Origin of the sequence: Streptomyces sp. NPDC058469 (assembly GCF_042721125.1) — a bacterium.
In the GTDB taxonomy this organism is placed as follows: domain Bacteria; phylum Actinomycetota; class Actinomycetes; order Streptomycetales; family Streptomycetaceae; genus Streptomyces.
In genome coordinates this window covers 14331-38430 of the sequence record NZ_JBHXME010000063.1, presented here as the reverse complement: position 1 = coordinate 38430, position 24100 = coordinate 14331, and the positions used below count along the sequence as shown (strand labels likewise).

Genomic DNA, 24100 nt, shown 5'->3' with positions numbered 1-24100 from the left:
GCGCCGGGGACGGTCCGGCTCGGGCACGGGAGACGCCCGAGCCCTTACGTCCACAGGGCCTGCGCGATGGACACCCCGACAAATGCCGCACCGAGGCCCGCCGTCACGCTGCCGACGACGTTGGCGGCAGCGTAGAGCCCCGCCCCTGTCTCGGTCAGCCGCAGTGTCTCGTACGAGAAGGTCGAGTACGTCGTCAGGGCCCCGCACAGGCCCGTCCCGACGAGGAGTTGGAGATGCGAACCCGCGGCGCCCGCGGACACCGCACCGGTCAGCACACCGAGAATCAGACAGCCGGTGACGTTCACCGCGAAGGTGCCCCACGGGAAAACGGAGTCGTGTCCGGTCTGCACCGCGCGGTCGGTGAGATACCGGAGCGGGGCACCGACCATGGCTCCCGCGACGACCAACACCCAGTTCACAACGACCTCTTACCCTTCGCACCCGTTTCTCCGGAGTCCTCCGCGCGGCCGACATACCGGATGACCTCGCAGTCGTCGAGGATCACGAGTCCCTCGCCGACGAGTTCGTCGAGCTGCGGCAGGAACGCCCGTACGCGCTCCTCGGTGTCCACGATCACGATCGCCACCGGCAGGTCCTCACTCAGCGACAGCAGCCGTGAGGTGTGGATCAGGGAGGAGGCGCCGAAGCCCTCGATGCCCCGGAACACGCTGGCACCGGCCAGCCCGGCCGCGTGGGCGCGGTGGACGATCTCCGTGTAGAGGGGCTTGTGGTGCCAGGTGTCGTTCTCGCCGATGAAGACGGTCACGCGCAGGGCGCTGCCGGTCAGTCTGGTCATCGCTGCCTCCACTTCAGGACGCGCCGGGCCGCCGTCACCGCGAGCCAGACCGCCGCGAGGGCCGCGATCAGGGTCGCGGCGAGATAGGCCAGCGCGGTGCGGGGATGGCCCGCGTCGACCAGCTTCTGGATGTCGACGGCGTACGTCGAGAACGTGGTGAAACCGCCGAGCACACCGGTACCGAAGAACGGTCGCACCAGCCTGTGGGCGGCCCACACATCGGTGATGACCACCATGAACACACCGATCACGGCACACCCGACGACATTGATCCCGAACGTCGTCCAGGGAAACCCGCCGCTCTGCGCGGGCCACCACAGCGAAGCCGCGTACCGGGCCACGGCCCCGATCGCACCGCCGAGCGCGACCACCGCGACGACGGGCCCCTGACCGCGCCAGACGGACCGGCGCGGGGCCTTGGCCCGGGCACGCAGACTCTCGGCTTCGGGAGCTGTCATGGCCGTACGTCTCCTACTCGTCGGGGGCCCTGTGGGCGCACGCCGTCACAAGTAGGGACCGTTGGCGGCAGCTGCCGCGGTTCGGGTACGGCGGGCCCCACCGCCGCGCCGCGAGAGCTGATCGCGGCCGGGCATCAGGGTAACGCCGGGGGCGTGCCGGGGTCACTTCGGGGCGGGCGGCTCGCACAGCGCGACACCGCGTTCGCGCAGGCTGCCCAGCACGAGGTGGCCGGCCGCCTCGCAGACGCCGGTGACCATGCGGAAGGGCGAGCCGCGCCCGACGAGGTGGTGGACGACACGCCCTTCGTCGTCGACCGCGAGAGCCCCGATGGTGCCCGTTGGGCGGTAGGGCGCGCGTACGGCGATCCGGGCGGCGGTGTGCCGTACGGCGACCGGGGCGCGGTGGAGGCGGTCGAGCGGGGGCACCCGGGGTCCGGCCAGGGCCACCCAGAGCGGTCCGTCGGGGCCCGCACGCCAGATGTTGTCGGGCATGCCGGGGAGATCCTCGACGAAGGGTTCGCCACGGCCCGCCCGCTGTCCGGTGAGCCAGTAGCGGGTGAGGCGGTGGGCGCCGGTCTCGGCGATCACCAGGAAGGACTCATCGGCGCTGGGAGCAAGGCCGTTGGCGAACTGGAGCCCCTCCAGGAGGACTTCGGGGGTGTCACTGTCGGGCGCGAGGCGCAACAGCCGTCCTGTGCCGGTGTGTTCGACGATGTCGCCGATCCACTGGTGGAGTGGATAGCGGCGACTGGAGACGGTGAAGTACACGCTGCCGTCGGACAGGGCGACCACGTTGCTGCAGAACCGCAGCGGCTCCCCCGCCACCGAGTCGGCGAGGACGCGGACGGTGCGGTCGCGGTCGTCCAGGTCGATCCGCAGCAGTCCGCGTTCCGCGTCGCACACCAACAGGCCGTTGTCCGGGAGGAGTTCGAGGCCGAGCGGTCTGCCGCCGGTGTCGGCGAGGGTCTCCACCCGCACCGCCTCGGGGTCGATCAGTCCGTCGAGGCGGAGGATGCGGCCGTCGTCGACGCCGGTCAGCACCCGGCCGCGGGCATCGGCGACCACGTCCTCCGGACCGTGGCCGCCGATCGCGACGTAGCGGCGGACGAGCAGTGCCTCGGGTCGGTCCATGAAAGCCTCCGCGGTTCGGGCCGGCGCGCGTACGCTTGCTTCTCTTCCCGGTCATCTGCTTCTCTTCCCGGTCGTCGCGGCACCGGTCACGTTTGCCGAGGATATTGCTGGTGACCCGGATCCCGCTGCCCGTCGGCGAGAAGGGGGCCCTCATGTCACGGTCGGCCACCCAGCGTGCGGAACGTCCGCGGTGAGACGGGTGCGCGCGGCGTGGCAGGGGCTGGGGTTCGCCGAACTCAACCGGCGCGGGCGGGAGTTGGAGCTGCTGCACCGGGCGATGGGATTCGCGACGCTCGCCCTGGTCACCCTCGCACCCCTGCTCATCGTGGTGGCCGCGGCCGATCCGCTGGGGCACGGCGGGTTCGCGCTGTGGCTGGTGGACGGCATGGACCTGTCCGGCCGGTCCGCCCGCGCGCTCATCGACGTCTTCACCCCGCCCCGCAAGGTCATCGGCGCCACCAGCGCGTGGAGCATGGCGCTGCTCGCGCTGTTCGGCCTGTCCTTCGCGTCGAGTGTGCAGAGCGGCTACGAGCATGTGTGGCTCCCGACCGGTGCCCCGTGGAACCGCATCTGGCGCCAACTCATCTGGCTGGTCATGCTGATGGGCTACCTGTACGCGCAGGTGCAGACCCGCAACGTCCTCCAGGGCACGCCCCGCATCCTGCTCAGCATGGCGGCCGGCCTGCTGTTCTTCTGGTGGGGCCCGCACTTCCTGCTCAACCACCGGGTCCCCTGGCGCTATCTGCTCCCGGGCGCCCTCGCCACGATGGCGGGCCTGGTCGGCCTGCGCTGGTTCTCGTACCTGGTGTTCACCCCGCTGCTGGTCACCAACGCGGTCAGCTACGGCCCGGTCGGCACGGTCCTGGTGGTGGAGTCCTGGCTGGTCGGCGTGGGCTTCGTGCTCTACGGCGGCGCGCTGGTGGGCAGGCTGCTGTGCGAGCGGTTCGGGGATCCCGACGCGGCGTTCCGCACGGAACCGGAAGCCCCGGACGCAGTAGGCGCAGCGGGCGCGGAGCAGGAGGAGCCGCCGACGCGCTCCCAGCAGGACACGGTGTGAGGCGTCGCTACCAGCCCTTCTCGAACATCCGGGCCACCTCGGCGATACGGACCTCGTCGCGCCGGTAGTAGGTGCGCAGCCGGATCCGCCGCGTACGCAACAGGCCCAGATCCACGAGGAGTTCGAGGTGGGTGTCGGCGACCTGGCGGGACACGCCGAGCTTGGCCGCCACGGCCTCCGAGGTGACACCGGCCTCGGGGACACACCGATGGTCCGGGAAGTGGGTGGCCGGATCTCTCAGCCACTCCAGGATGTCCAACCGTCGCTGACTTGTCGGAGTCCTCAGCATCTCGTGACCCTCCGTTCTGCGCGCCGCTTGCCGCGCCCTTCCACTCTCCCGCAGCACGGTCCGCCGCGTCCCGGACTCGGTGACCCTTGTCCGGGACCGTCCGGTCCTGTTCGAGGGCCCGATCGGCCCTGGGGCACGGGGCCACGGGCGGGGCGCGGCCACACCGACGTGACCCGGCGTCGGCTCCCGAGGCCGGTGTTGGCCGAACCACACCGCCGTAGCCGAACAGAACCGCACGCCCGGAAGACCGCCCGCCCGGAAGGAGGACGTCCCCCTCCACCCGCGGCTCGCGGCTCGCGCGGGCGGAGGGGAGTCGGCTCAGCCGTCGAGTCGTACGACCCGGACGGCTCCGGCGGGGACCGCGAGGCCGCCCGCGGCCGGTTCGCCGGTCAGCAGCTCGGTGCCCTCGGCGCCGAGCGGCACCTTGACGTCCGAGGCGCTGTGGTTGATCGCGAAGAGGAAACTGCCCGACTCGCCTTCCCTGCGCACGACTTCGACGTCGTACGGCAGGTCGGCGCGCGGCGCGATCCGGGCGTCCTCGGTGGCCCAGCCGAGCAGGGCGTCCAGGCCGTGGGCGTCGAGACGGGTCGACACGTACCAGGCGGTGCCCTCGCCGAGGCGGTGCCGGGTGACGGCCGGGTGGTCGGCGGTGAGGCCTTCGGCGTACGTCCACACGGTCTCGGCGCCGTTCGGGACCACGAACTCGGTCCATACGTCGCCGGTGAGTTCGGAGCCGTCGGGTCCGGTGATGCGCACCCGCTGGTCGGCCAGGAGCGGCGAGAACTCCTCGACGGTCAGGCCGAGTACGTCCCGCAGCGCGCCCGGACAGGCGCCCTCGTGGACGGCGTCGTGCTCGTCGACGATGCCGGAGAAGTAGGAGACGACGAGGGTGCCGCCGTTCTCGACGTACCGCTGGAGGTTGCGCCCGGCCGCCTCCGTCATCAGATAGAGGGCAGGCACGACGACAAGGGGATAGGCCGACAAGTCGGCTTCCGGGTGGGCGAAGTCGACTGTGAGGTGGCGGTCGTAGAGGGCCTCGTAGAAGGCGTCGGCGCGCTCGCGGGCGTCGTGGTCCTCGCTGGGGCGCCACTCCAGTTTCTGCGCCCACCACGACTGCCAGTCCCATACGACGGCCACGTCGGCTTGTGTGCGGGTGCCGCGGAGCGGGGTCAACGCGTCGACGGAGGCGCCGAGTTGGGCGACCTCGCGCCAGACGCGGGTCCCGGTGCCGCCGTGCGGGAGCATCGCGGAGTGGAACTTCTCGGCGCCGCGCCGGGACTGGCGCCACTGGAAGAACATCGCGCCGTCCGATCCGCGTGCCACGTGGGAGAGGGCGTTGCGGGCCATCTGGCCGGGGGCCTTGGCGGGGTTGCGGGGCTGCCAGTTGACGCCCGAGGTGGAGTGTTCGAGGAGCAGCCAGGGGGCGCCGCCGGCGACGGAGCGGGTGAGGTCGGCGGCCATCGCGAGGTTGACGTGGGTGCGGCGGCCGTCGGTGATCAGGTAGTGGTCGTTGGTGACGAGGTCGACCTCGCGGCCCCAGGCCCAGTAGTCGACGGACTCGCACTGGCTGAGGGCGGCCATGAAGTTGGTGGTGACCGGGATGCCGGGCGCGAGGCGGTGCAGGATGTCCCGTTCCGCCACGAAGTTCTCGCGCATCGTGGCGTCGGCGAACCGCGTGTAGTCCAGCGCCTGGGCCGGGTTGACGGCGGTCGGGGTGAGGCGCGGCGGGTTGATCTGGCCGAGGTCTCCGTAGCGCTGGCCCCAAAAGGCGGTGCCCCAGGCCTCGTTGACCCCGTCGACGGTCTGGTACGTCGTGGTCAGCCAGCGGCGGAAGTGGGCGGCGCAGGAGTCGCAGTAGCAGGCGGAGACGGGGACGCCGTACTCGTTGAAGACGTGCCACATCGCGAGGGCGGGGTGGTCGCCGTAGCGCTCGGCGAGCTGGGTGGTGATGGTCGCGGCGGCGGCGCGGTAGTCGGCGTTGCTGTGGCAGATCGCGCCGCGTGAGCCGAACTCGTAGCGGGTGCCGTCGGCGGTGACGGGCAGGGCCTCGGGGTGGGCGCGGTAGAACCAGGCGGGCGGGGAGACCGTGGGCGTGCCGAGGTCGACGCGTATGCCGTTCTCGTGCAGCAGGCCGATGATCCGGTCCAGCCAGCCGAAGTCGTACACACCCTGCTCGGGTTCCAGCAGTGCCCAGGAGAAGATCCCGACGCTCACCATGGTGACGCCGGCCTCCCGCATCAGCCGGACGTCCTCCTGCCAGACGCTCTCCGGCCACTGCTCGGGGTTGTAGTCCCCACCGAAGGCGAGCCTGGTGAGGCCCTTAGGGGTGGTCGCCGGCATGGATCTCTCCCGTAGTCGATCATTTGGGAACGTGCACACAGCACGCCCGAGGGCGCTGCCCCAACATAACCGCACGCCCGCGACCGGTGACAAGTGTCCTTGATGTTTCTCTGCTGTGAACGCTCCCATATCCGTGCTTCTGGCCACGGGCCCGGGAGCCGTAGAGTCTTGACCATGAGCAATACGGGGGGTCGGCGCAGGCCGCCGACGATCCATGACGTGGCGCGCGAGGCCGGCGTCTCGCGGGGCACGGTGTCGCGTGTCCTCAACGGCGGGCACTATGTGAGCCCGGCCGCGCAGGAGGCCGTCAACGCGGCCATCCGCAGGACGGGTTACGTCGTGAACCGGCACGCCCGTTCACTGATCACCGGGCGCTCGGACTCGGTCGGCTTCCTGCTGACGGAACCGCAGGAGAAGTTCTTCGAGGACCCCAACTTCAACGTCCTGCTGCGCGGCTGCACGCAGGCGCTGGCCGCGCACGACATCCCGCTGCTGCTGATGCTGGCCGGCACCGAGGACGAACGGCGGCGCCTCACGCGGTACATCACCTCCGGGCACGTGGACGGGGTGCTGCTGGTCTCCAGTCACTCCGGGAACCCGGTGGCGGAGGAGCTGAGCGATGCGGGCGTACCGCTGGTCGCGTGCGGCAAGCCGATCGGGCTGGGCTCCAAGGTGAGTTACGTCGCCGCCGACGACCGGGACGGCGCCCGCGACATGACCCGGCACCTGCTCTCCCTCGGCCGCCGCCGCATCGGCACGGTCACCGGTCCGCTGGACACCCCGGGCGGCGTCGAGCGCCTCGCCGGCTACAAGGAGGTGCTCGCCGAGGCGGGCATCGAGGTGGACGAGCACCTCGTCGTCTCCGGCGACTACAGCCGGCTCAGCGGCGAGCGGGGCGCCGAGCGGCTGCTCGCGCAAGTCCCGGACCTGGACGCCGTGTTCGTCGCCTCGGACCTGATGGCACGGGGCGTACTGACCACGCTGGAACGGGCCGGGCGACGGGTACCGGAGGACGTGGCGGTCGGCGGCTTCGACGACTCCCCCGCCGCGCTGGCGTCCAGCCCCGAACTCACCACGATGCGGCAGCCGTTCGACCGGATCAGCGCGGAGATGGTGCGGGTGCTGCTGGCGCAGATCGGGGGCGAGGACACGGCGGCGGTGATACTGCCCACGGAGTTGGTGAAGCGGGAGTCGACGTGAACGGGCGGGCTCTCAGGGGGAGTTGACCTAACGGCTCGGTGAGCGTGGGGAGTTGAGGGGGCGAGCTGCGCGCTCGCCCCCTCTTCGTCGCCGTCAGGCGGACGGGTTGACGATCACCTCGGCCGAGTTGTTCTCGGTGTTCGGGTCGAAGGGGAAGGACGTGCCCGCGTAGGGCTGGGTGACGACGTGGCCCGTCGCATCCGGGACGACCCGGTCGACGCGGAGCTGGAACGGGAAGCTGACGTCCAGGTCCGGCTTGGCCCAGGTCGGCAGGGTGCACGCGTAGTGGCCGATGGTCGGGTCGTCGCCGGAGGTCCAGGCGGTGTGGCAGGTCTTGGGGACGGACGTGGCGGTGGTGCCCTCCGGGAGGTAGAAGTCGATCGTGGTGATCGGGTCGCCGGCGCTGACGTCGCCTGCCCAGGCAGGCCCGTGGTTGGCGAAGCGGAAGCCGGAGGTGACGGTGTCACCGGCCGCGCCGCTCGCCTCGGTGCCGTACACGGCGAAGTCGGCGGTGTTGTCCGCGTTGATGTGCCACGAGCGGCTGTTGTCGGAGCTGTCGAGGTCGGTGACATCGCCGAGGGGCTCGACGTCGTCGTCGAACCGGTCGTAGAGCGCGCGAGAGGTGACGGCGAGAAGGAGCGGCTCCGGCAGTTCCACGGTGGCGCCGGGGGCGACATCGGTGTCGAAGGAGCAGGTTGCGTACGTCATGGGCATGAGGGTGCCGTTGACGTCCGGCTCGGTGTAGGTGCACTGCGGGTAGCGGGTGGTGATGTCGAGGCCGTACGTCGCCCACATGCTCAGGCTGAATCCGTGGGCGGTCTCGTTGCCGGTGTTGGTGATCGCGTACGGCGCGGTGAGGCTGGTGCCGGGCTCGACGCCGGTGGCGTCCTGCGGGGCGCTGATCCCGAGGTCCACGCCGGAGCCGACGGTGACGGTGGTGTCGTCGCTGCGCAGGGCGACGAGCGTGCCGTCGGGGCCGCCGGTGGCCTCGGCGGAGTACTTGACCGCGCCCTGGGCTCCGATGGCGGCGCCGGCGACGGCCCGCACCTTCAACCGCACCTGCGCGCTGTAGCGGATCGGCACGTCCCCGGTGTCGCACACGGCGACGGTGCCGCTGTCCTCCGGCGTGCAGTTGTCGGGCCAGGCCACCTCGGCGACCCCCGCGAGCCCGGAGGCATCGACGGTCAGCCGTCCGTCGGTCACGGTGAAGCCGGCATTGCTGTGCGTCAGACCCAGCGCCAGCGGCCGGTACTGCGCGACACCACCGTCAGGAGCGACGGTCGCCGCCACGTCGTACGGCGACTGGATCGCCAGCGAATCGGTCTGCGGTACGTCGTCGGCGACCGCCGCCCCACTCCCGAGACCGGCGACGGCCAACGCCCCGACGGCTCCGGCACATGCCCCGCGACGCAGCACACGTCCGACGGAGACAGAACTCATGAAATCCCCCAGCTGGGACAGAAGAGACCCCGGCAAGTGACCAACACCGGGCGGGAGTTGGACGGGGTGCCGGGGTGGAAGGTTGTAGGTGGGGGGCGTGGGGCGGGTGGTTCTTACCGTTTTCTTGATCGGTATCGGTATCGGAATCGGTATCGGTACGCCGCCAGCCACCTACAGCGGTGGAAGGCTGCGCTTCTTCAATCTCTGTCGACGGCGGCGAGGGAGGGGGCCGACAGCCACGAAGAAAAGGGCGAAGGCGACCAGGCTCACCGCCTGCAGCAGGTGCGGCAACCAGGACCACCATGGATCAGGGTCCGACAGGGAAGCCACGATCGCGCCGACTCCGATGACGAACGACGCCACCAAGTAGGTCCAGAACCACCACGGCGCACGACGGTCCGCCATGCTGCTCCCCCTCATGCCCGCTGCGAAGTCCGGATTTCGTCAGGACAGGGTGCCACGGCCGTACGACACAGGGCAGCCGGTCACGGACGCCGACCGCACCCACCCCACCCGGTGCCATCGAGTGCCATCCAATGCCACTCGATCAGGATTGAAGAAGCCCCCGCCCCCTCCCCCGCCCTAGCCTGAATTCACCGGCGAAATCCGTCGGACCACGCTTCACGGAGGAGCTCGCCATGACCGACGGACTGAACACGATCATCTACCCCGTCAAGGACCTCGACGGCGCCAAGGCCCTGTTCGGCGCCCTGCTGGGGGTGGAACCGTACGCGGACGAGCCGTACTACGTCGGCTACAAGGCCGCCGGGCAGGACGTCGGTCTCGACCCGAACGGGCACGCCAAGGGCATGACCGGACCGGTGCCGTACTGGACCGTGGACGACATCAGGACGCGGCTCGCGGCCATGGTGGAGGCGGGGGCCGAGCTGGTGCAGGACGTCCAGGACGTCGGCGGCGGCAAGCTCATCGCGTTCGTGAAGGACGCGGACGGCAACTTCGTCGGGCTCACCCAGAATCCGGCCGCCTGACACACACCGCCGACCGGCCGCCCGACACCTGTGCCGCGCCACCCCAGCTACTTGCACGTGCACTAGTTGCGTGCTCAATAAATGGCCGGATCGGTGTACCGTGCGGGTATGGCAGTGAAGTCGGCCGGTGCCCGGCAGCTAGAGGAACAGTGGCGGGACATCCTGTCCGTGCACGCGCGCACTATGTGCGAGATCGACCGCGTACTGCACCCGCACGGCCTGGGCGCGAGCGACTTCGAGGTACTCGACATGCTCGCGTCCGAGGCGCCCGAGGAGGGCGACCAGTGCCGGGTGCAGAACCTGGTCGGACGGGTCCATCTCAGCCAAAGCGCTCTCTCCCGTCTCATCGGGCGCCTGGAGAAGGACGGCCTCGTGGAACGCTCCATGTGCATCGAGGACCGACGCGGAGTCTGGGTCGCGCTCACGCGGAAGGGGCGTGACCTGCACGCGGAGGTGCTCCCGCTCCAACGGGGCGTCCTGGCGCGGATGTTGGACGACACAGAGGACTAGCAGAGCCCCCTCCGCGCTCGCCTCACACCACGAACTCCGCCCTATCCATGAGCACTTCGACCCCCACCCCGTTCACCTGCGCCCGCGCCGCCGAACCCGCGTCGAGCAACGGGCACCGCACAGCGCGCAGGCACGGTTCCACTGCGGGAAACCGCCACCGGCGGCGGTACCGAGCAGGACGACCCTCACGACGACCGCGCCCCCATGCCACCCCACCTCACGCGCCTCAGCGCAACAGATCCCGCACAGCCGCGAACGCCGCCTCCACCGTCGCCGGGTCGGCGCCCTGCCGGGCGAGCGCGCTCATGGGGATCGGGGTGACGGAGGGCAGGCCGTCGTAGGGGGTCAGGCCGTCCGGAGCCGTACCGACCGCGGCGAGCAGGGCGACGCCCTGTCCGGTGCGGGCGATGTCGAGGACGCCGGCGAGATAGCCGGCGTCGCCGACCACCGCCGCGGGTACGCCGTGCGCGGCGAGGGTGGAGATGGCGCGGCGGCGGATCGCGCACGGGTCCTCGATGGCGACCAGCGGGACGGGCGCGGGCGCGGCCGGTGGCTGCCAGCCGGGCGTGGCGTGCCAGGTGAGCGGGAGGCCGCCGACCGGTGTGCCCTCGGTGGCGGCGGCCTCGGTGACGTACACCGCGACGTCGACGCTGCCGCGTTCCACGGCCTCGACGAGGCGGGCCGAGCGGTCGATGCGAAAGCGGACCCGGCAGCCGGGCCGCACCTCCTGGACGGCCGCGGTCAGCCGTGGCAGGAACTGGTCGGCCGCGTGTTCGGTGGAGCCGATCGTGACGGTGTCGCCGTCCACGTCGAGCAGTGTGCGTACGGCCTCGTCGTGCACGGCGAGGATGCGGCGGGCCTGTTCCAGGAGCAGCCGCCCCTCGGGGGTGAACCGGGTGCCCCGCCCTTCCCGCTCGACGATCGGCCGGCCCAGCGTCTTCTCCAGCCTGCGCACATGCTGGCTGACCGCGGACTGGCTCAGGGCGAGGGCCCGGGCCGCGCGGTGGAAGCCGCCGCAGTCGGCGATCGTGGTCAGGCTGCGCAGGGCCACGATGTCGAGGACAGGTTGGGGCATGCCGGTGACGGTAGCCTGTTTCGGGCATCGATCGCGATCCCTGATCGATTTCGATGCGGAATCATCGTTGGACGCGATCGGCCGCGGCCGGTCATGATGGGCGCATGCTGCACACGACCGCTTTCGCTGCCCTTCTGACGCAGCGCCGAGTCATCGACTTCGGCGTGGCGTGCAGCGCGCGCTGTCGTTGACCTACCGCCGCTCTCCGGCACCCTTCCCGAGTTCTCGCTGATCACGTCCGCCCTGCGCACTGACACGTGACGGCGGCTCCGGCCTGCTCACTTCCTCCCTCTTGCTCAATTCCCCTCCTCTTTCCCCTCGTTGGGAGCTGTCACCCCATGCCCTCTTCCTCCGTCTCGTCCTGGGACGAACCCGAAGGTCTCGCCGCGCGCGGCACGTTGATCGTGCTGGCCGGGCGGGGCGAACACGGCGGTGTCTACGAGCGGTTCGGCCGCCGGCTCGGCTACGACGCCTACCGCGTCCGCGCCCTCGGCGACCCGACCGCCGACCCCGCCGTACTGGAGCAGGCCGCCAAGCTGCTCGCCGACGAGTCGCTCCCCGGCCCGAAGGTGCTGGTCGGTTCCGACACGGGCGCGCGCTACGCCCTTCAGCTCGCCGCCGAGCAGACCGCGGGCGTCGGCGCGCTGATCCTGGCCGGGCTGCCCACCGGTGCCTGGACAGCGGGCAGTTGGGAGGAGGAGGCCGCCGCGCGCACCGCCTGCCCGACCCATCAGGGCCGTCTCACCAACGATCCCGAATTCCGCCGGGGCGCCATCGACGACACCCCTGACCTGCCCGAACCGCGCCTGGACCTGGTGCGTGTCCCGGTCCTGGCCCTGCACGGCAAGGACGACACGATCAGCCCGCTCGACCGGGCGCTGAACGTCTACGACGGTCACCCGGGCGTCCACACCGTGGTCTTCCACGGCGGCCGACATGACGTCCTCAACGACGCCCTGCACCGCACCGCCGCCGCCACGGTCGTCCTCTTCCTCGAACGGCTCCGGCTGTCCCCCGAGACCACCAACACACCCGAGGTACCCGAAGTCCGCGAACTTCCCCTGATCGCCGAGGAGTTGACATGAGCAGCCGCGTGACGACCACGGTCGCCGAGCTGACCGGACTCCTCGGCTCCGAGCGGCCGCCCGTGCTGCTCGACGTCCGCTGGGCCCTCGGCGATCCCCACGGCCGCGACCACTACGCGGACGGCCACATCCCCGGCGCGGTCTACGTCGACCTGGACACCGAGCTGGCCGCACCGGCGAGCGCCGAGGGCGGCAGGCATCCGCTCCCCGACTTCACCGAACTGCAGGAATCCGCCCGCCGTTGGGGCATCGGCGACGGCCGACCCGTCGTCGTCTACGACGACCTGGGCAACACAGCGGCGGCACGCGCGTGGTGGCTGCTGCGGTACGCGGGCGTCGCCGAAGTGACCCTGCTGGACGGGGCGTTGGGCGCCTGGCGGACGGCGGGGCTGCCACTGGAATCCGGGATTCCCGCCGATCCGGCGCCGGGTGACGTCGTGCTCCGCGCTGGTGCGCTACCGGTCACCGATGCCGACGGGGCCGCCGAACTCGCCGTATCGGGACTGCTGTTGGACGCGCGTGCCGGTGAGCGCTACCGGGGCGAGGTCGAGCCGGTGGATCCGCGTGCGGGACACATTCCGGGGGCCGTGTCCGCGCCGACCGGGGAGAACCTCGCGGCGGACGGGACCTTCCTGGCGCCCGAGTTGCTGCGCAAGCGGTTCGAGGAGCGGGGGGCCGGGGACACGGCGCGCATCGGCGTGTACTGCGGGTCCGGGGTCACCGCCGCCCATCAGATCGCGGCGCTGGAGATCGCCGGGTTCCAGGCGACGCTGTTCCCCGGTTCCTGGTCCGCCTGGTCCGCCGATCCCGCGCGCCCGGCCGCGAAGGGGGACCGGCCATGACGACGAAACCACTGGACGCGGCGGTGCTCCCGCAGCAGAAGGAAGTCGCGCCCGCACCGGCCGCCCGGGTCACCATCCGCGGCACCGCGAAGGTCAACCGCCGTTTCACCGTGCCCCGTTCGGTGCGCCGCGCCGCCGGACCCGTCGGCCTCGTCCTGCTCTGGTTCCTGACCTCCGCCACCGGAGTGCTCCCCGAATCCGTGCTGGCCTCTCCCGTAGACGTCCTGCGTCAGGCGGTGGATCTGACGAAGAACGGCGAACTCCCCCACGCCATCGCCGCGTCGGGCCGCCGTGCCGCCATCGGGTTCCTCATCGGCGCGACCGTCGCACTGATCCTGTCGCTGCTGGCCGGGCTGTTCCGGCTCGGTGAGGACGTCATCGACTCCTCGATGGGCATGTTCCGGGCGATCCCCTGGGTGGGCCTGATCCCGCTGTTCATCGTCTGGTTCGGCATCGAGGAGACCCCGAAGATCGCGCTGGTCGCGCTCGGGGTGACGTATCCGCTGTACTTCAACATCTACGGCGGTATCCGCTCCACCGACGCCCAACTCGTCGAGGCCGCACGGATGATGGGGCTCGGCCGGTTCGGGCTGATCAAGTACGTGATCCTGCCGAGCGCGCTGCCCGGGGCACTCGTGGGCCTGCGGTACGCGCTGTCCACCGCGTGGCTGGCGCTCGTCTTCGCCGAGCAGGTCAACGCGGACGCGGGGCTCGGCTATCTGATGAGCAACGCCCAGCAGTACTTCCGTACGGACGTCATCGTGCTGTGCCTCGTCGTGTACGCGCTGCTCGGCCTCGCCTGCGACTTCGCCGTACGGATCCTGTCGCGCCGCCTGCTGACCTGGCGGGCCAACTTCGAGGGTGAGGCGTAGACATGGCCAACTCCGTTGAGATACGCGGGCTTTCACGGGCCTTCGACGGCAACACCGTCCTGCACGACCTCGATCTCGACATCCGTGAGGGCGAGTTCGTGGCCCTGCTCGGGCACAGCGGCTGCGGCAAGTCGACGCTGCTGCGGATTCTCGCCGGGCTCGACGACGAGATCGGCGGCGAGGTGACCGTGCCCGCGCGGCGCAGCGCGGCCTTCCAGTCGCCCAGGCTGCTCCCCTGGTTGAAGGTGTGGCGCAACGTGGTGCTCGGGCTGCCCGGGCGTCCGGACCGGGCGCTCGCGCTCAAGGCCCTCGACGAGGTCGGCATCGCGGAACGGGCGACCGTATGGCCCAAGACGCTGTCCGGCGGTCAGGCCCAGCGGGTCTCACTGGCCCGTGCCCTGGTCCGTGAGCCCGAACTCCTGCTGCTGGACGAGCCGTTCGGCGCCCTGGACGCGCTCACCCGGGGCAAGGTGCAGGCGCTCGTCGCCGAGCTGTGGCGGCTGCACGGGTGCGCGATCCTCCTGGTCACCCATGACGTGGAGGAGGCGCTGCTGCTCGCCGACCGGGTCCTGGTGATGGACGAGGGCCGTATCGCCCACGAGGTGACCGTCGACCTGCCCCGCCCGCGTGATCTGACCGCCCCCGAGTTCGTGACCCTGCGCGCCCGCCTCCTGAACTGGCTCGGCGTGACCCACACTTTGGAAGGAACCCCCTCGTGATCCGCAGAATCGCCGCCGCCACCCTGAGCATGACCGCCCTGCTGGCGCTGAGCGCCTGCGGCGCCGACTCCTCGGCGGACACCTCCGCCGGCGGGCAGGTCACCCTCACCATCGGCGACCAGGCCAAGACGCTCCAGACGATCATCGCCGCGTCGGACGCGCTCAAGGGCGCCAAGTACAAGGTGAAGTGGGCCGAGTTCCAGGGTGCGGCCCCGCTCTACCAGGCCGTGCAGGCGGACGCCGCCGACACCGGGTACTCCGCCGACCTGCCCGCGCTCCAGGCGCTCAGCGGCGGCGTCAAGATCAAGAACGTCGCCGCCCTCAAGAACGACGGCACGCACGTGGGGATCGTCGTCCGCAAGGACTCCGGCATCAACAGCGTGAAGGACCTCAAGGGCCAGAAGGTCGTGGTGTCCTCGGCGAAGGGCAGCATCTCGGAGTATCTGCTGGCCAACGTCCTCAAGCAGAACGGGCTCAACTACAAGGACGTCAAGGTGCAGTACCTGCTGCCGACCGACGCGCAGGCCGCGTTCGCCTCCGGGAAGGTCAAGATCTGGGCGACCTTCGGCGTCTACCAGGCCGTCGGTCTGGAACAGGGCGGCAAGCTCCTCGTCGACGGCGCGGACGGCCGGGTCAGCGGCTACGGATTCATCAACGCCTCCGAGAAGGCCCTCGCCGACTCCGCGAAGAAGACCGCCCTGAGCGACTTCCTCAAGCGCCTGAGCACGGCACTGAAGTGGACCAGCACCCACCAGGACGCGTACGCGAAGGCCATCGAGCAGCGCAACGGCGCCGACGCCACGGTCGCGAAGACCCTCGCCTCGGCCGCCTACAGCCAGGTGCTGCCGATCACCTCGGACGTCGACACGACCGTCCAGCAGGTGGCCGACCTCATGAACAGCATCGGGGTCCTCGACCCCAACGTGGACGTGGCCAAGTCCGCCGACACCTCCCTGCTCAAGTGACCACGGGCGCCACCCTGCTCAAGTGACCTTCCCGTCTTAGGAGTTCGCTCATGCCTGTCGAGTTCATCAGTGCCGTCCACACCGACTCCGGGGCCTCGGGTCCCGCCGCATCGAGCCGTACCGGCTTCGACGTCGACCATCTGCGCAAGTACGCCCGCGCGTTGGACGACGGCGGCTTCGACCACACCCTGGTCGCCTACCACTCGGCCTCGCCCGACGCGTTCCAGGTCGCCCAGTTCGTCGCCACCCACACCGAGCGCATCCGCCCGATCCTCGCGCACCGGCCCGGCGTCATCTTCCCCACGCACGCGGCCCGCGCCCTGGCCACGCTGGATCAGATCAGCAACGGCCGGCTGACGCTGCACATCATCTCCGGCGGCAGCGACGAGGAGCAGCGCCGGGAGGGCGACTACCTCAACAAGGCGGAGCGATACGAGCGTTCGGACGAGTACATCCAGATCCTGCGCAAGGTGTGGGAGGCCCAGGGGCCCGTCTCGCACGAGGGCAAGTACTTCACGTTCGAGGGCTACTACTCCGACGTGAAGCCGGTGAACGGGCTCGTCCCGATCTCGGTCGGCGGCTCCTCGCAGGACGCGTACCGGGTGGGCGGGCAGCAGGGCGACATCTTCGGGCTGTGGGGCGAGCCGTTGAAGGAGACGGCCGAGCAGATCGCCGCCGTCAACGCGGTCGCGGATGCCGCCGGGCGCCCGCATCCCCGTATCTGGGTGTCGTTCCGCCCGATCATCGCGCCCACCGAGGAACTGGCCTGGGAAAAGGCCCACCGCACCCTCGGCGTCCTCAAGGACCAGGCGAAGAACACCGAGTTGCTCCGCCACTACCGCACCACCGGCCGCCCGGCGAACGTCGGCTCGCAGCGCCTCCTCGACATCGCCGAGCGCGGCGAGGTCCAGGACCGCTGCCTGTGGACCGCCCCCGCCGTCGCCACCAATGCCGCGGGCGCGTCAACTGCCCTGGTCGGTACGCCCGAGACGGTCGCGCAGGCGCTGCTCGACTACGTCGACATCGGCTGCGACCTCCTGTCGATCCGCGGCTACGACCCGCTCAACGACGCGATCGACTACGCCCGGCACGTCCTGCCGCTGGTCCGCCAGGAACTCGCCCACCGCGCGACGACCTCACAAGCCGCCTGATCCGTCCCCTTCCCTGATTGCGAACTCCCCTATGGAGACCCCGTGTTGTTCCGCCATTCCCTGCGCGCGTCCGCCGCCGCCATCGCCCTCCTGCTCCCCTTCGCCGCCGCCTGCGGAGGCAGCGCGACGGCCGAGTCCTCGTCCGACGTCTCCTCCGTGACCCTGCGGGTCGGCGACACCGGCTGGAAGGTCGGCGAGGCCGTCCTCAAGTACGCCCATCTCGACGACACCCCGTACAAGGTGAAGTGGAACCTCTTCCAGGGCGGCGACCTGCAACTCCAGGCCATGCGCGCCGGAGCACTTGACCTGGCCTCCTCCAGCGAGATCCCGCCCATCTTCTCGGCCGCCGACGGCAAGCCGAACTTCAAGGTCGTGGCTGTACAGCGCGGTTCGACCCTCAACCAGGAAGTCGTCGTCCCCAAGGGCTCGAAGGTGACCGACATCGCCGGCCTGAAGGGCAAGAAGGTCGGCTACGTCCAGAACACCACCGCCCACTACTTCCTCTACGAGTTGCTGAAGCAGGCCGGGTTGACGTGGTCGGACATCGACGCCAAGCCGCTGCTCCCCAACGACGGCCTCGCGGCCCTGAACGGCGGCTCCATCGACGCCTTCGCCTCCTACGGCACGTCGATCATCACCGCCCACCAGCAGGGCGCGACGACGGTCGGCTCCGGCGCGGACATCCTCTCCGGCAACTTCCTCTGGTCCGCCCGCGACAGCGTCCTCAAGAGCCCAGCCCAACGGGCCGCCGCGGCCGACCTGATCGCCCGGATCACCAAGGCGTACGCCTACGTCCGCGACGGCCACGAGGACGGCTTCGCGAAGGTCACCGCCGACGCCACCCACCAGCCGCTGGCCCAGGCCAAGTCGGACCTGGTCGCCGCGCAGAAGCAACGTCCCACCCAGGCCAGGACCGTCGGCGCCGACACCATCGCCTCCCAGCAGAAGGTGGCCGACGCCTTCACCGAACTCGGCGCGCTCAAGAAGCACTTGGACGTGAAGTCCTTCTGGACCACCGAACTCAACTCCGACCTGAAGAAGGCCCTGTGACCGCCCGCATCGCCGAACTGGCCGCCGGCTACGACCAGTCGGGCGCCTTCCCCGCCGACTCCCTCCGGATCGCCCACGAGGCCGGGCTCCTCACCGCGACCATCGGCGAGTCCTACGGCGGCCAGGGCGCCCGGGTCGAGGAGAGCGCGCGCATCCTCCACCGGATCGGGCAGGGCGACCCGTCCGTCGCCCTGATCGCGGCGATGACCCTGAACACGCACGCGCGGCAGGCCGCGCAACCGCACTGGCCCGAGGAGCTGTACGCGCGGATCGTCAAGGAGTCCTTCGAACGGCCGGTGCTCGTCAACCATGCCCGCGTGGAACCCGAGTTGGGCTCCCCAGCACGCGGCGGGCTCCCCTCGACGCTCGCCCGGCGCACCCCGGACGGCTGGTCGCTGAGCGGCACCAAACGCTTCGTGACCGGCGCGGAGGGCCTGGACTGGTTCCTGGTGTGGGCCACCACCGACGAACCGGAGCCGCGCGTCGGCACGTTCCTGGTGCCGGGCGCCTCCCCCGGTATCGAGATCACCGGCCGCTGGGACCAGTTGGGGCTGCGGGCCAGCGGCAGCCACGACGTGACGTTCCAGGGCGTGGAGATCCCGTACGAGCACGTCATCGGCATCGGCCCCTACGGCGCGTCGGCCGAGCAGGACAACCGGGCGGGCGCGTCTCTCCATCTCCCCCTTGCCGCCCTGTACTTGGGGGTGGCGCGGGCGGCGCAGTCCTTTTTCCACACGTTCGCCCACGCACGGGTGCCCGCCAACCTCGGTCACCCTGTGGCCCGTACGGAACGCTTCCGCAGGACCGCCGGGGAGATCGAGGTGCTGCTGACCGCCGCCGAGCAGCTGGTGTTCGGCGGGGCCGCCCGGGTGGACTCCGGCGACTCCTCGTACACCCCCGAACAGGCCCTGGGGGCACGGGTGTTGGCAGACCGGCACGGAGTGCGGGCGGTCGAACTCGCCGTACGGCTGCTCGGCAATCCCGGGCTCGCGCGCGGCAACCCGCTGGAGCGGCACTTCCGGGACATCCAGTGCGCGCCCGTGCACGCACCCCAGGAGGACATCTCCCTGCTCGCGATCGGAACGAAGGCGTTGAACCCGTAACAGCGCACGCACAGTGAAGGGTTGAACCGATGACGGCACGCACAGTGAAGGTACGGAACCGGTGACCACAGCTCCCCCCACCACCCCCACCGCCGCCGCCCGGCTCCTCGGTCTGCTCGCCCGGGATCTGCCGCCGGACCAACTGGCCACGGATCCACGCACGCTGGCCGCGCACACCACGGACCGTTCGGGCACCCGCCCGGACGGCGTCCCGCTCGCCGTGGTGCACGCGCGGCGCACCGAGGACGTGACCGTCACGCTCCGGCACGCGAACGCGCTGCGCGTGCCGGTGGTGCCGCGCGGTGCGGGCACCGGTCTGTCGGGCGGGGCGTCGGCCGGTGAGGGCGTGCTCGTACTGGACCTGTCCGGGATGAACCGCATCCTCGAACTGTCGGCCGACGACCAGCTCGCGGTGGTCGAACCGGGCGTGATCACCGCCGAGTTGGACCGGGCGGCTGGTGAGCACGGACTGCGGTACGCGCCCGATCCGGCGAGTGCGGCGATCTCGACGATCGGCGGGAACATCGCGACCAACGCGGGCGGGCTGCGGTGCGCGAAGTACGGGGTGACGCGGGACAGCGTGCTCGGTCTGGAAGCCGTCCTCGCCGACGGGACGGTGGTCACGACCGGCCGCCGTACCGTCAAAGGGGTCACCGGTTACGACCTCACCGCGCTGCTGACCGGCTCCGAGGGCACCCTCGCCGTCATCACGTCGGCGACGCTGCGGCTGCGTCCGGTGCCGGTGGCGACCGCGACGCTGGCCGCCTACTTCGACTCGTTCGAGGCGGCGGCCGAGGCGTCGTACGCGATCGGGCGGGCCGGGGTCGTGCCGGCGCTCGCGGAGCTGCTCGACGGGCCGGTGCTGCGTGCCGTCGATCCGGCGCTGGGCGAGCGCGGGTCGGCGCTGCTGCTGGTGCAGTGCGACGGGGCGGGGGCGACGGTCGAGGCGGAGCAGGTCGCGCGGGTGCTCGCGCCGACGGCCACGACCGTGGAGACCACCGCGGACCCGGTCGAGGCGGAGGCCCTCCTGGCGGCCCGCCGGCTCGCCCTGCCCGCGCTGGAGCGGCTGGGCCGGCCGCTGATCGAGGACATCGCCGTGCCGCGCTCGCGGCTCGCGGAGGCGGTCCGCGAGATCCGCGCCATCTCCGCCCGGCACGACGTGCCGGTCTACACGCTCGCGCACGCCGCGGACGGCAACCTCCATCCGATCATCGTGGTCGATCCGGCCCTGGACCGGCTGCCGGACGCGGCCTGGGAGGCGGCCGGCGAGATCTTCGCGCTGGCGCTGCGGCTGGGCGGGACGCTGACCGGTGAGCACGGCGTGGGCGTGCTGAAGCGGCAGTGGGTGGCGGACGAACTCGGGCCCACCGCCCACGCGTTGCAGCGGCGGCTGAAGGAGGCGTTCGATCCCCGGGGCATCCTCAACCCCGGCAAGACCCTTTGAGGCGCCCCGGACCGGATACCGCCGAACGGGTGAGGCCGAGTGATCCGGGGGTGGTGCGGGAGCACGTGCGGTTGGCATGTGCCTCGACCGCCGTCCGAAGTCATCACTCGTCGTGACCGACGAGGGGTAGCTCTACGCACGGAATGTGACGGACGGCAGTCGTCCCGTCATTCGTGCGACAGGAGAGAAGGCACCATGTCGGTCGACACCGGTACCGCGCCCGAGGCGGGCGCCGAGGAGCGGGAACAGCAGAGCCTCGGTACCGCCGCGGCACGCACTCTGGCGACCACGACCAAGTCCGAACCCCAGATGCAGGGCATCAGTTCACGCTGGCTGACCCGCATGCTGCCCTGGGTGAACGTGCCCGGCGGCACCTACCGCGTCAACCGCCGGCTGTCCTACACGCGGGGCGACGGACGGGTGACGTTCGTACAGACCGGCGCACAAGTGCGGGTCGTCCCGGCGGAGTTGAGCGAACTCCCGCCGCTGCGCGGCTTCACGGACGCCGACGCGCTCGGCGCGCTGGCCGACCGGTTCGAGCAACGGGAGTTCGCGCCGGGCCAGTTGATCGTGGAGGCGGGCCGCCCCGCCGACCAGGTGTTCCTGATCGCGGACGGCTAGGTGGAGCAGCTCGGGGAGGGCCCCTACGGCGACGAGGCGGTCGCCGGTCTGCTGGCCGACGGCGACACCTTCGGCGGTCAGGTGCTCGCCGACCCCGACGGCACCTGGGAGTTCACGGCCCGCGCGGCGACGGCCACCACGGTGCTGGCGCTGCCGCTCTCGGCGTACCAGGCCGTCGCGGAACGGCACCCGGAGCTGAGCGCGCACGTCGAGGCGCTCGGCTCGGACGAGCACGGCCCGGTCAACCCGTTCGGCGAGGCGGCGATCGCCCTCAGCGCCGGACACGTCGGCGAGCCGGATCTGCCGGGCACGTTCGTGGACTACGACCTCGCCCCGCGCGAGTACGAACTCAGCGTCGCCCAGACCGTGTTGAAGGTGCACAGCCGCGTCACCGACCTCTACAACCAGCCGATGAACCAGACCCAGCAGCAACTCCGGCTCACCGTCGAGGCGTTGCGCGAGCGGCAGGAGAACGAGCTGGTCAACAACCGGGACTTCGGGCTGCTGCACAACGCCGACTACGACCAGCGGATCTCCACCCACTCCGGGCCGCCGACCCCCGACGACCTCGACGAACTCCTCAGCATGCGGCGCGACACCCGCTTCCTGTTCGCCCATCCGCGCGCTATCGCCGCCTTCGGCCGAGAGTGCAACAAGCGGGGGGTCTACTTCAGCGGCATCGACGTCGGCGGTCACCATCTGCCCGCCTGGCGCGGGGTGCCGCTGCTGCCGTGCGGCAAGATCCCGGTCAGCGCGTCCCGCACGTCGTCGATCATCGCGATGCGCACCGGCGAGGACGACCAGGGCGTGATCGGCCTCTACCAGACAGGCATCCCGGACGAACTCGAACCGGGCCTCAACGTACGGTTCATGGGCATCAACGAACAGGCGATCATCTCCTACCTGGTGAGCACCTACTTCTCGGCGGCGGTCCTGGTGCCGGACGCGATCGGCATCCTGGAGAACGTCGAGGTCTCCCGCCGGGACGGCAACTGACCGAGGCACAGGGCTAGTTCAGGAACGCGTCCAGTCGTGCCGCGTCCGGCGCCGTCGCCGGGCCCGGCGCGGTGACGGCCAGGGCGGCGCCAGCGTTGGCCCGGTGGGCGGCGGCCACCGGGTCGAGGCCCTGGGCCAGGGCGGCCATGAAAACCCCGGTGTGCGCGTCGCCCGCGCCGTTGAGGTCGACGGCGTCCACGGCGAACCCTGGCACGGTGACAAGGCGTCCGCCGTGGTGCAGGAGACAACCGTCGGGGCCGGTCCGGACGAGCACCGAGCCTCGCCCCAGACGGGATCGGAGGGCACGGGCGGCTTCGGCCGGGTCGTCGACGCCCGTGAGCAGCGTGGCCTCGCAAACGTTGCAGCTCCACCAGTCCGAGCGGGCGAGCAGCAACTCCACCGCCTCAGCGGGGATTTCGCGGACCAGCGGCCCCGGGTCGGTGACCAGCGTGACCGCCGGGTCGAGTCGCGGCAGGAGGTCGAGCAGGGCAGCACAGTTGCTCTCGTAGAGCAGGCTGTATCCGGTGACGTACACCAAGTCGCCCGCCCCAGGCCGGAGTTCGGCCAGGTCTGATGTGGTCAGGGTGGCCTCGGCGCCGGGGCTGGTGACGAAGGTGCGCTCGCCGTCCGCGTCCACCAGGCAGACCACGAAGCCGGTGTCCGGCGCCGTGCGCGGTGTGAGCAGGACGTCGATGCCCTCGGCGTGCAGCGCGGCGCGGGCCCGGTCGCCGAAGGGGCCGGTGCCGTGTGCTCCGGCGTAGGTCACCGGGAGTCCCTGGCGGGCGGCGGCGGCCATGACGTTGAAGCCGCCGCCCGGTGTGTGCTCGGTGCGGGTGGCGAGGACGTCGCCGCCGCGCTCGGGGAGGGCGGGGACCTCAAGGACCAGGTCGACGACGACGTTGCCGAGGTGCCACAGCCTGCCGCTCACGGCCGCGCCCGCAGCCCAAGTAGCGCGGCGGCCGTCACGTCCAGGCCGAGCTTCGGGTTGACGCGTACGAGGGTCTCCCGCGCGTCGGCCGGGAAGGCGTCCACCCCGTGGCAGGCGCCGCCGACAGCCCCCGCGATCGCGGCGATGGTGTCGCAGTCACCGCCGACCGACGCGGCCAGCAGCACGGCCCGCCAGGGGTCGTCGGGGCAGGCGGCCAGGACGGCGAAGGCAGCGGGCACGGACTCCTGTGTGGCGAGGCTGGTGCCGACCAACGCGTAGACGCGCTCGCAGAGTTGGGCCTCGTTCAGGCCCCGCACCAGCCCGGTCGCCCATACGATCCGTTCGGCGACGTCGGCGGCGGCCACCCAGTGCCCGCGCCCCGCCGCCAACCGGGCGGCCGACACGGCCACTTCGACCGCCCCGGAAACCGACGCCCCGTCAAGTCCCGCGCTCACGGCGGCGGCCACGGCCGCTGCACCGGCGAGCGCGACCCCGGTGTTGTGGGTGAGACTGCTGGCCTCCACCACCCGGTCCACCAACTCAACCGGGTCGGCGACCGACACCGCGATGCCCACGGGGGCGATCCGCATCGCCGCGCCGTTGGTGGTGCCGTAGCGCCCCACTTCGTCGACCGGGGTGCCCGCCAGGACCAGTTCCACCGCGCGCTTGGTGGACGGTCCGAGGAGGTCGAGCGAACCGCGGGCCCGCATGTCGTCCTCCCAGGCGACCAGGCGCCGGGCGAGTTCCGCCGGGTCGACGCGGCCCTTGCCGTCGAGGAGCAACTCGGCGAGGAGCAGGGCCTGTTCGGTGTCGTCGGTCACCGCACCGGCCGGCATTCCGGCGGCGAGGGGATGGTCGGCGTCGGCCGGATGGAAGCCGGTGAGGAACGGGCCGTAGCGTGCGGTGATCTGTGGGCGGGAGAGCATCTGGGTGGGCATGCCGAGGGCGTCTCCGAGGGCGAGCCCGTAGAGGGCTCCGGTGGCGCGGCTCTGGAGGGTCATGGGCACTTTCCGGGGCAGGGTCGGCTGCTGGGGCGGGG

General features: G+C 71.2%; 24 protein-coding genes and 1 pseudogene. 14 read left to right on the top strand and 11 right to left on the bottom strand.

All coding sequences use genetic code 11. The features are described 5' to 3' along the window. Nucleotides 1-44 precede the first annotated feature (44 nt). The 4 genes from crcB (ACFWP5_RS25795) to ACFWP5_RS25780 all read right to left on the bottom strand — a co-directional run bounded on the left by crcB (ACFWP5_RS25795) (nucleotide 45) and on the right by ACFWP5_RS25780 (nucleotide 2385). Complete coding sequence (gene crcB, locus ACFWP5_RS25795; protein WP_384161047.1) at nucleotides 45-419, bottom strand: fluoride efflux transporter CrcB; 375 nt, start codon at nucleotides 417-419, stop codon at nucleotides 45-47. Continuing rightward, nucleotides 416-796, bottom strand: coding sequence for a DUF190 domain-containing protein (locus tag ACFWP5_RS25790; protein ID WP_384161044.1), 381 nt, complete (start codon nucleotides 794-796; stop codon nucleotides 416-418). Before ACFWP5_RS25790 ends, crcB (ACFWP5_RS25795) begins: the two co-directional genes overlap by 4 nt. Next, a complete protein-coding gene (gene crcB / locus ACFWP5_RS25785; protein WP_384161041.1) occupies nucleotides 793-1254 on the bottom strand; it encodes a fluoride efflux transporter CrcB in 462 nt (153 codons plus the stop codon). Before crcB (ACFWP5_RS25785) ends, ACFWP5_RS25790 begins: the two co-directional genes overlap by 4 nt. A 162-nt stretch (nucleotides 1255-1416) precedes the next feature. Further along, a complete protein-coding gene (locus tag ACFWP5_RS25780) occupies nucleotides 1417-2385 on the bottom strand; it encodes an SMP-30/gluconolactonase/LRE family protein (protein ID WP_384161038.1) in 969 nt (322 codons plus the stop codon). Between the two features lie 190 nt (nucleotides 2386-2575). On the opposite strand from ACFWP5_RS25780, the gene ACFWP5_RS25775 reads away from it, so the two are divergent. After that, entirely contained in the window at nucleotides 2576-3442 is an 867-nt protein-coding gene (locus tag ACFWP5_RS25775) for a ribonuclease BN (RefSeq protein ID WP_384161036.1), read from the top strand. A gap of 7 nt (nucleotides 3443-3449) precedes the next feature. Here ACFWP5_RS25775 and ACFWP5_RS25770 read toward each other — a convergent pair whose 3' ends face one another. Beyond that, nucleotides 3450-3731, bottom strand: a complete 282-nt coding sequence (locus tag ACFWP5_RS25770) for an ArsR family transcriptional regulator (protein WP_384161033.1) — start codon at nucleotides 3729-3731, stop codon at nucleotides 3450-3452. A 318-nt stretch (nucleotides 3732-4049) separates the two neighbouring features. Next, the gene (locus ACFWP5_RS25765) at nucleotides 4050-6071 is read right to left on the bottom strand and encodes a beta-galactosidase (protein ID WP_384161030.1); all 2022 of its coding nucleotides are present in this window, start codon (nucleotides 6069-6071) and stop codon (nucleotides 4050-4052) included. A 168-nt stretch (nucleotides 6072-6239) separates the two neighbouring features. On the opposite strand from ACFWP5_RS25765, the gene ACFWP5_RS25760 reads away from it, so the two are divergent. Then, complete coding sequence (locus ACFWP5_RS25760; RefSeq protein ID WP_384161028.1) at nucleotides 6240-7271, top strand: LacI family DNA-binding transcriptional regulator; 1032 nt, start codon at nucleotides 6240-6242, stop codon at nucleotides 7269-7271. 93 nt (nucleotides 7272-7364) lie between these two features. Here ACFWP5_RS25760 and ACFWP5_RS25755 read toward each other — a convergent pair whose 3' ends face one another. Further along, complete coding sequence (locus tag ACFWP5_RS25755) at nucleotides 7365-8711, bottom strand: hypothetical protein (protein ID WP_384161025.1); 1347 nt, start codon at nucleotides 8709-8711, stop codon at nucleotides 7365-7367. A 171-nt stretch (nucleotides 8712-8882) separates the two neighbouring features. Beyond that, nucleotides 8883-9116: a hypothetical protein gene (locus ACFWP5_RS25750; RefSeq protein WP_384161022.1), complete on the bottom strand. Its 234-nt coding sequence runs from the start codon at nucleotides 9114-9116 to the stop codon at nucleotides 8883-8885. A gap of 233 nt (nucleotides 9117-9349) precedes the next feature. Between ACFWP5_RS25750 and ACFWP5_RS25745 the strand changes: the two genes are divergently transcribed. Both ACFWP5_RS25745 and ACFWP5_RS25740 read left to right on the top strand, forming a co-directional pair. Beyond that, nucleotides 9350-9700, top strand: a complete 351-nt coding sequence (locus ACFWP5_RS25745; RefSeq protein WP_327406061.1) for a VOC family protein — start codon at nucleotides 9350-9352, stop codon at nucleotides 9698-9700. Between the two features lie 108 nt (nucleotides 9701-9808). Next, complete coding sequence (locus ACFWP5_RS25740) at nucleotides 9809-10210, top strand: MarR family winged helix-turn-helix transcriptional regulator (RefSeq protein ID WP_384161018.1); 402 nt, start codon at nucleotides 9809-9811, stop codon at nucleotides 10208-10210. Nucleotides 10211-10436: 226 nt separating this feature from the next. Here ACFWP5_RS25740 and ACFWP5_RS25735 read toward each other — a convergent pair whose 3' ends face one another. Then, nucleotides 10437-11285 (bottom strand): LysR family transcriptional regulator, encoded by an 849-nt coding sequence (locus ACFWP5_RS25735; RefSeq protein ID WP_384161015.1) that lies wholly within the window; start codon nucleotides 11283-11285, stop codon nucleotides 10437-10439. A 338-nt stretch (nucleotides 11286-11623) separates the two neighbouring features. Here ACFWP5_RS25735 and ACFWP5_RS25730 point away from each other — a divergent pair, with 338 nt between their 5' ends. From ACFWP5_RS25730 to ACFWP5_RS25685, 10 genes and pseudogenes are all read left to right on the top strand, one after another. Further along, entirely contained in the window at nucleotides 11624-12370 is a 747-nt protein-coding gene (locus tag ACFWP5_RS25730; protein ID WP_384161013.1) for an alpha/beta hydrolase, read from the top strand. Further along, nucleotides 12367-13212: a sulfurtransferase gene (locus ACFWP5_RS25725; RefSeq protein WP_384161010.1), complete on the top strand. Its 846-nt coding sequence runs from the start codon at nucleotides 12367-12369 to the stop codon at nucleotides 13210-13212. The genes ACFWP5_RS25730 and ACFWP5_RS25725 overlap by 4 nt, the downstream gene beginning before the upstream one ends. After that, nucleotides 13209-14084 carry an ABC transporter permease gene (locus ACFWP5_RS25720; protein WP_384161007.1) on the top strand — a complete coding sequence of 292 codons (876 nt, stop codon included), beginning with the start codon at nucleotides 13209-13211 and terminating at the stop codon, nucleotides 14082-14084. Before ACFWP5_RS25725 ends, ACFWP5_RS25720 begins: the two co-directional genes overlap by 4 nt. A gap of 2 nt (nucleotides 14085-14086) precedes the next feature. Beyond that, complete coding sequence (locus ACFWP5_RS25715; protein WP_384161005.1) at nucleotides 14087-14803, top strand: ABC transporter ATP-binding protein; 717 nt, start codon at nucleotides 14087-14089, stop codon at nucleotides 14801-14803. After that, nucleotides 14800-15768: an ABC transporter substrate-binding protein gene (locus tag ACFWP5_RS25710; RefSeq protein WP_384161002.1), complete on the top strand. Its 969-nt coding sequence runs from the start codon at nucleotides 14800-14802 to the stop codon at nucleotides 15766-15768. The genes ACFWP5_RS25715 and ACFWP5_RS25710 overlap by 4 nt, the downstream gene beginning before the upstream one ends. Nucleotides 15769-15818: 50 nt before the next feature. Then, the gene (locus ACFWP5_RS25705) at nucleotides 15819-16919 is read left to right on the top strand and encodes an LLM class flavin-dependent oxidoreductase (protein WP_384160999.1); all 1101 of its coding nucleotides are present in this window, start codon (nucleotides 15819-15821) and stop codon (nucleotides 16917-16919) included. A gap of 42 nt (nucleotides 16920-16961) precedes the next feature. Beyond that, a complete protein-coding gene (locus ACFWP5_RS25700) occupies nucleotides 16962-17969 on the top strand; it encodes an ABC transporter substrate-binding protein (RefSeq protein WP_384160997.1) in 1008 nt (335 codons plus the stop codon). Continuing rightward, nucleotides 17966-19072 (top strand): acyl-CoA dehydrogenase family protein, encoded by a 1107-nt coding sequence (locus ACFWP5_RS25695; RefSeq protein WP_384160994.1) that lies wholly within the window; start codon nucleotides 17966-17968, stop codon nucleotides 19070-19072. The genes ACFWP5_RS25700 and ACFWP5_RS25695 overlap by 4 nt, the downstream gene beginning before the upstream one ends. 61 nt (nucleotides 19073-19133) lie before the next feature. Continuing rightward, on the top strand, nucleotides 19134-20516 hold the full coding sequence (locus tag ACFWP5_RS25690) for an FAD-binding oxidoreductase (RefSeq protein ID WP_384160991.1): 1383 nt from the start codon (nucleotides 19134-19136) through the stop codon (nucleotides 20514-20516). 195 nt (nucleotides 20517-20711) lie between these two features. After that, a pseudogene (locus tag ACFWP5_RS25685) lies at nucleotides 20712-22133 on the top strand (family 2B encapsulin nanocompartment shell protein). Between the two features lie 13 nt (nucleotides 22134-22146). Here ACFWP5_RS25685 and ACFWP5_RS25680 read toward each other — a convergent pair. Together ACFWP5_RS25680 and ACFWP5_RS25675 are read right to left on the bottom strand one after the other, a co-directional pair. Further along, nucleotides 22147-23061: a PfkB family carbohydrate kinase gene (locus tag ACFWP5_RS25680; RefSeq protein WP_384160988.1), complete on the bottom strand. Its 915-nt coding sequence runs from the start codon at nucleotides 23059-23061 to the stop codon at nucleotides 22147-22149. Then, the gene (locus ACFWP5_RS25675) at nucleotides 23058-24062 is read right to left on the bottom strand and encodes an ADP-ribosylglycohydrolase family protein (protein ID WP_384160985.1); all 1005 of its coding nucleotides are present in this window, start codon (nucleotides 24060-24062) and stop codon (nucleotides 23058-23060) included. The genes ACFWP5_RS25680 and ACFWP5_RS25675 overlap by 4 nt, the downstream gene beginning before the upstream one ends. Nucleotides 24063-24100: the final 38 nt, after the last annotated feature.

Bases quoted from the DNA above. Each gene is read 5' to 3' on its own strand.
- ACFWP5_RS25735 (WP_384161015.1), bottom strand. From the start codon at position 11,285: ATGCCCCAACCTGTCCTCGACATCGTGGCCCTGCGCAGCCTGACCACG.
- ACFWP5_RS25730 (WP_384161013.1), top strand. From the start codon at position 11,624: ATGCCCTCTTCCTCCGTCTCGTCCTGGGACGAACCCGAAGGTCTCGCC.
- crcB (WP_384161041.1), bottom strand. From the start codon at position 1,254: ATGACAGCTCCCGAAGCCGAGAGTCTGCGTGCCCGGGCCAAGGCCCCG.
- ACFWP5_RS25715 (WP_384161005.1), top strand. From the start codon at position 14,087: ATGGCCAACTCCGTTGAGATACGCGGGCTTTCACGGGCCTTCGACGGC.
- ACFWP5_RS25740 (WP_384161018.1), top strand. From the start codon at position 9,809: ATGGCAGTGAAGTCGGCCGGTGCCCGGCAGCTAGAGGAACAGTGGCGG.
- ACFWP5_RS25725 (WP_384161010.1), top strand. From the start codon at position 12,367: ATGAGCAGCCGCGTGACGACCACGGTCGCCGAGCTGACCGGACTCCTC.
- ACFWP5_RS25770 (WP_384161033.1), bottom strand. From the start codon at position 3,731: ATGCTGAGGACTCCGACAAGTCAGCGACGGTTGGACATCCTGGAGTGG.
- ACFWP5_RS25780 (WP_384161038.1), bottom strand. From the start codon at position 2,385: ATGGACCGACCCGAGGCACTGCTCGTCCGCCGCTACGTCGCGATCGGC.
- ACFWP5_RS25750 (WP_384161022.1), bottom strand. From the start codon at position 9,116: ATGGCGGACCGTCGTGCGCCGTGGTGGTTCTGGACCTACTTGGTGGCG.
- ACFWP5_RS25745 (WP_327406061.1), top strand. From the start codon at position 9,350: ATGACCGACGGACTGAACACGATCATCTACCCCGTCAAGGACCTCGAC.
- ACFWP5_RS25755 (WP_384161025.1), bottom strand. From the start codon at position 8,711: ATGAGTTCTGTCTCCGTCGGACGTGTGCTGCGTCGCGGGGCATGTGCC.
- ACFWP5_RS25675 (WP_384160985.1), bottom strand. From the start codon at position 24,062: ATGACCCTCCAGAGCCGCGCCACCGGAGCCCTCTACGGGCTCGCCCTC.
- ACFWP5_RS25765 (WP_384161030.1), bottom strand. From the start codon at position 6,071: ATGCCGGCGACCACCCCTAAGGGCCTCACCAGGCTCGCCTTCGGTGGG.
- ACFWP5_RS25705 (WP_384160999.1), top strand. From the start codon at position 15,819: ATGCCTGTCGAGTTCATCAGTGCCGTCCACACCGACTCCGGGGCCTCG.
- ACFWP5_RS25790 (WP_384161044.1), bottom strand. From the start codon at position 796: ATGACCAGACTGACCGGCAGCGCCCTGCGCGTGACCGTCTTCATCGGC.
- ACFWP5_RS25720 (WP_384161007.1), top strand. From the start codon at position 13,209: ATGACGACGAAACCACTGGACGCGGCGGTGCTCCCGCAGCAGAAGGAA.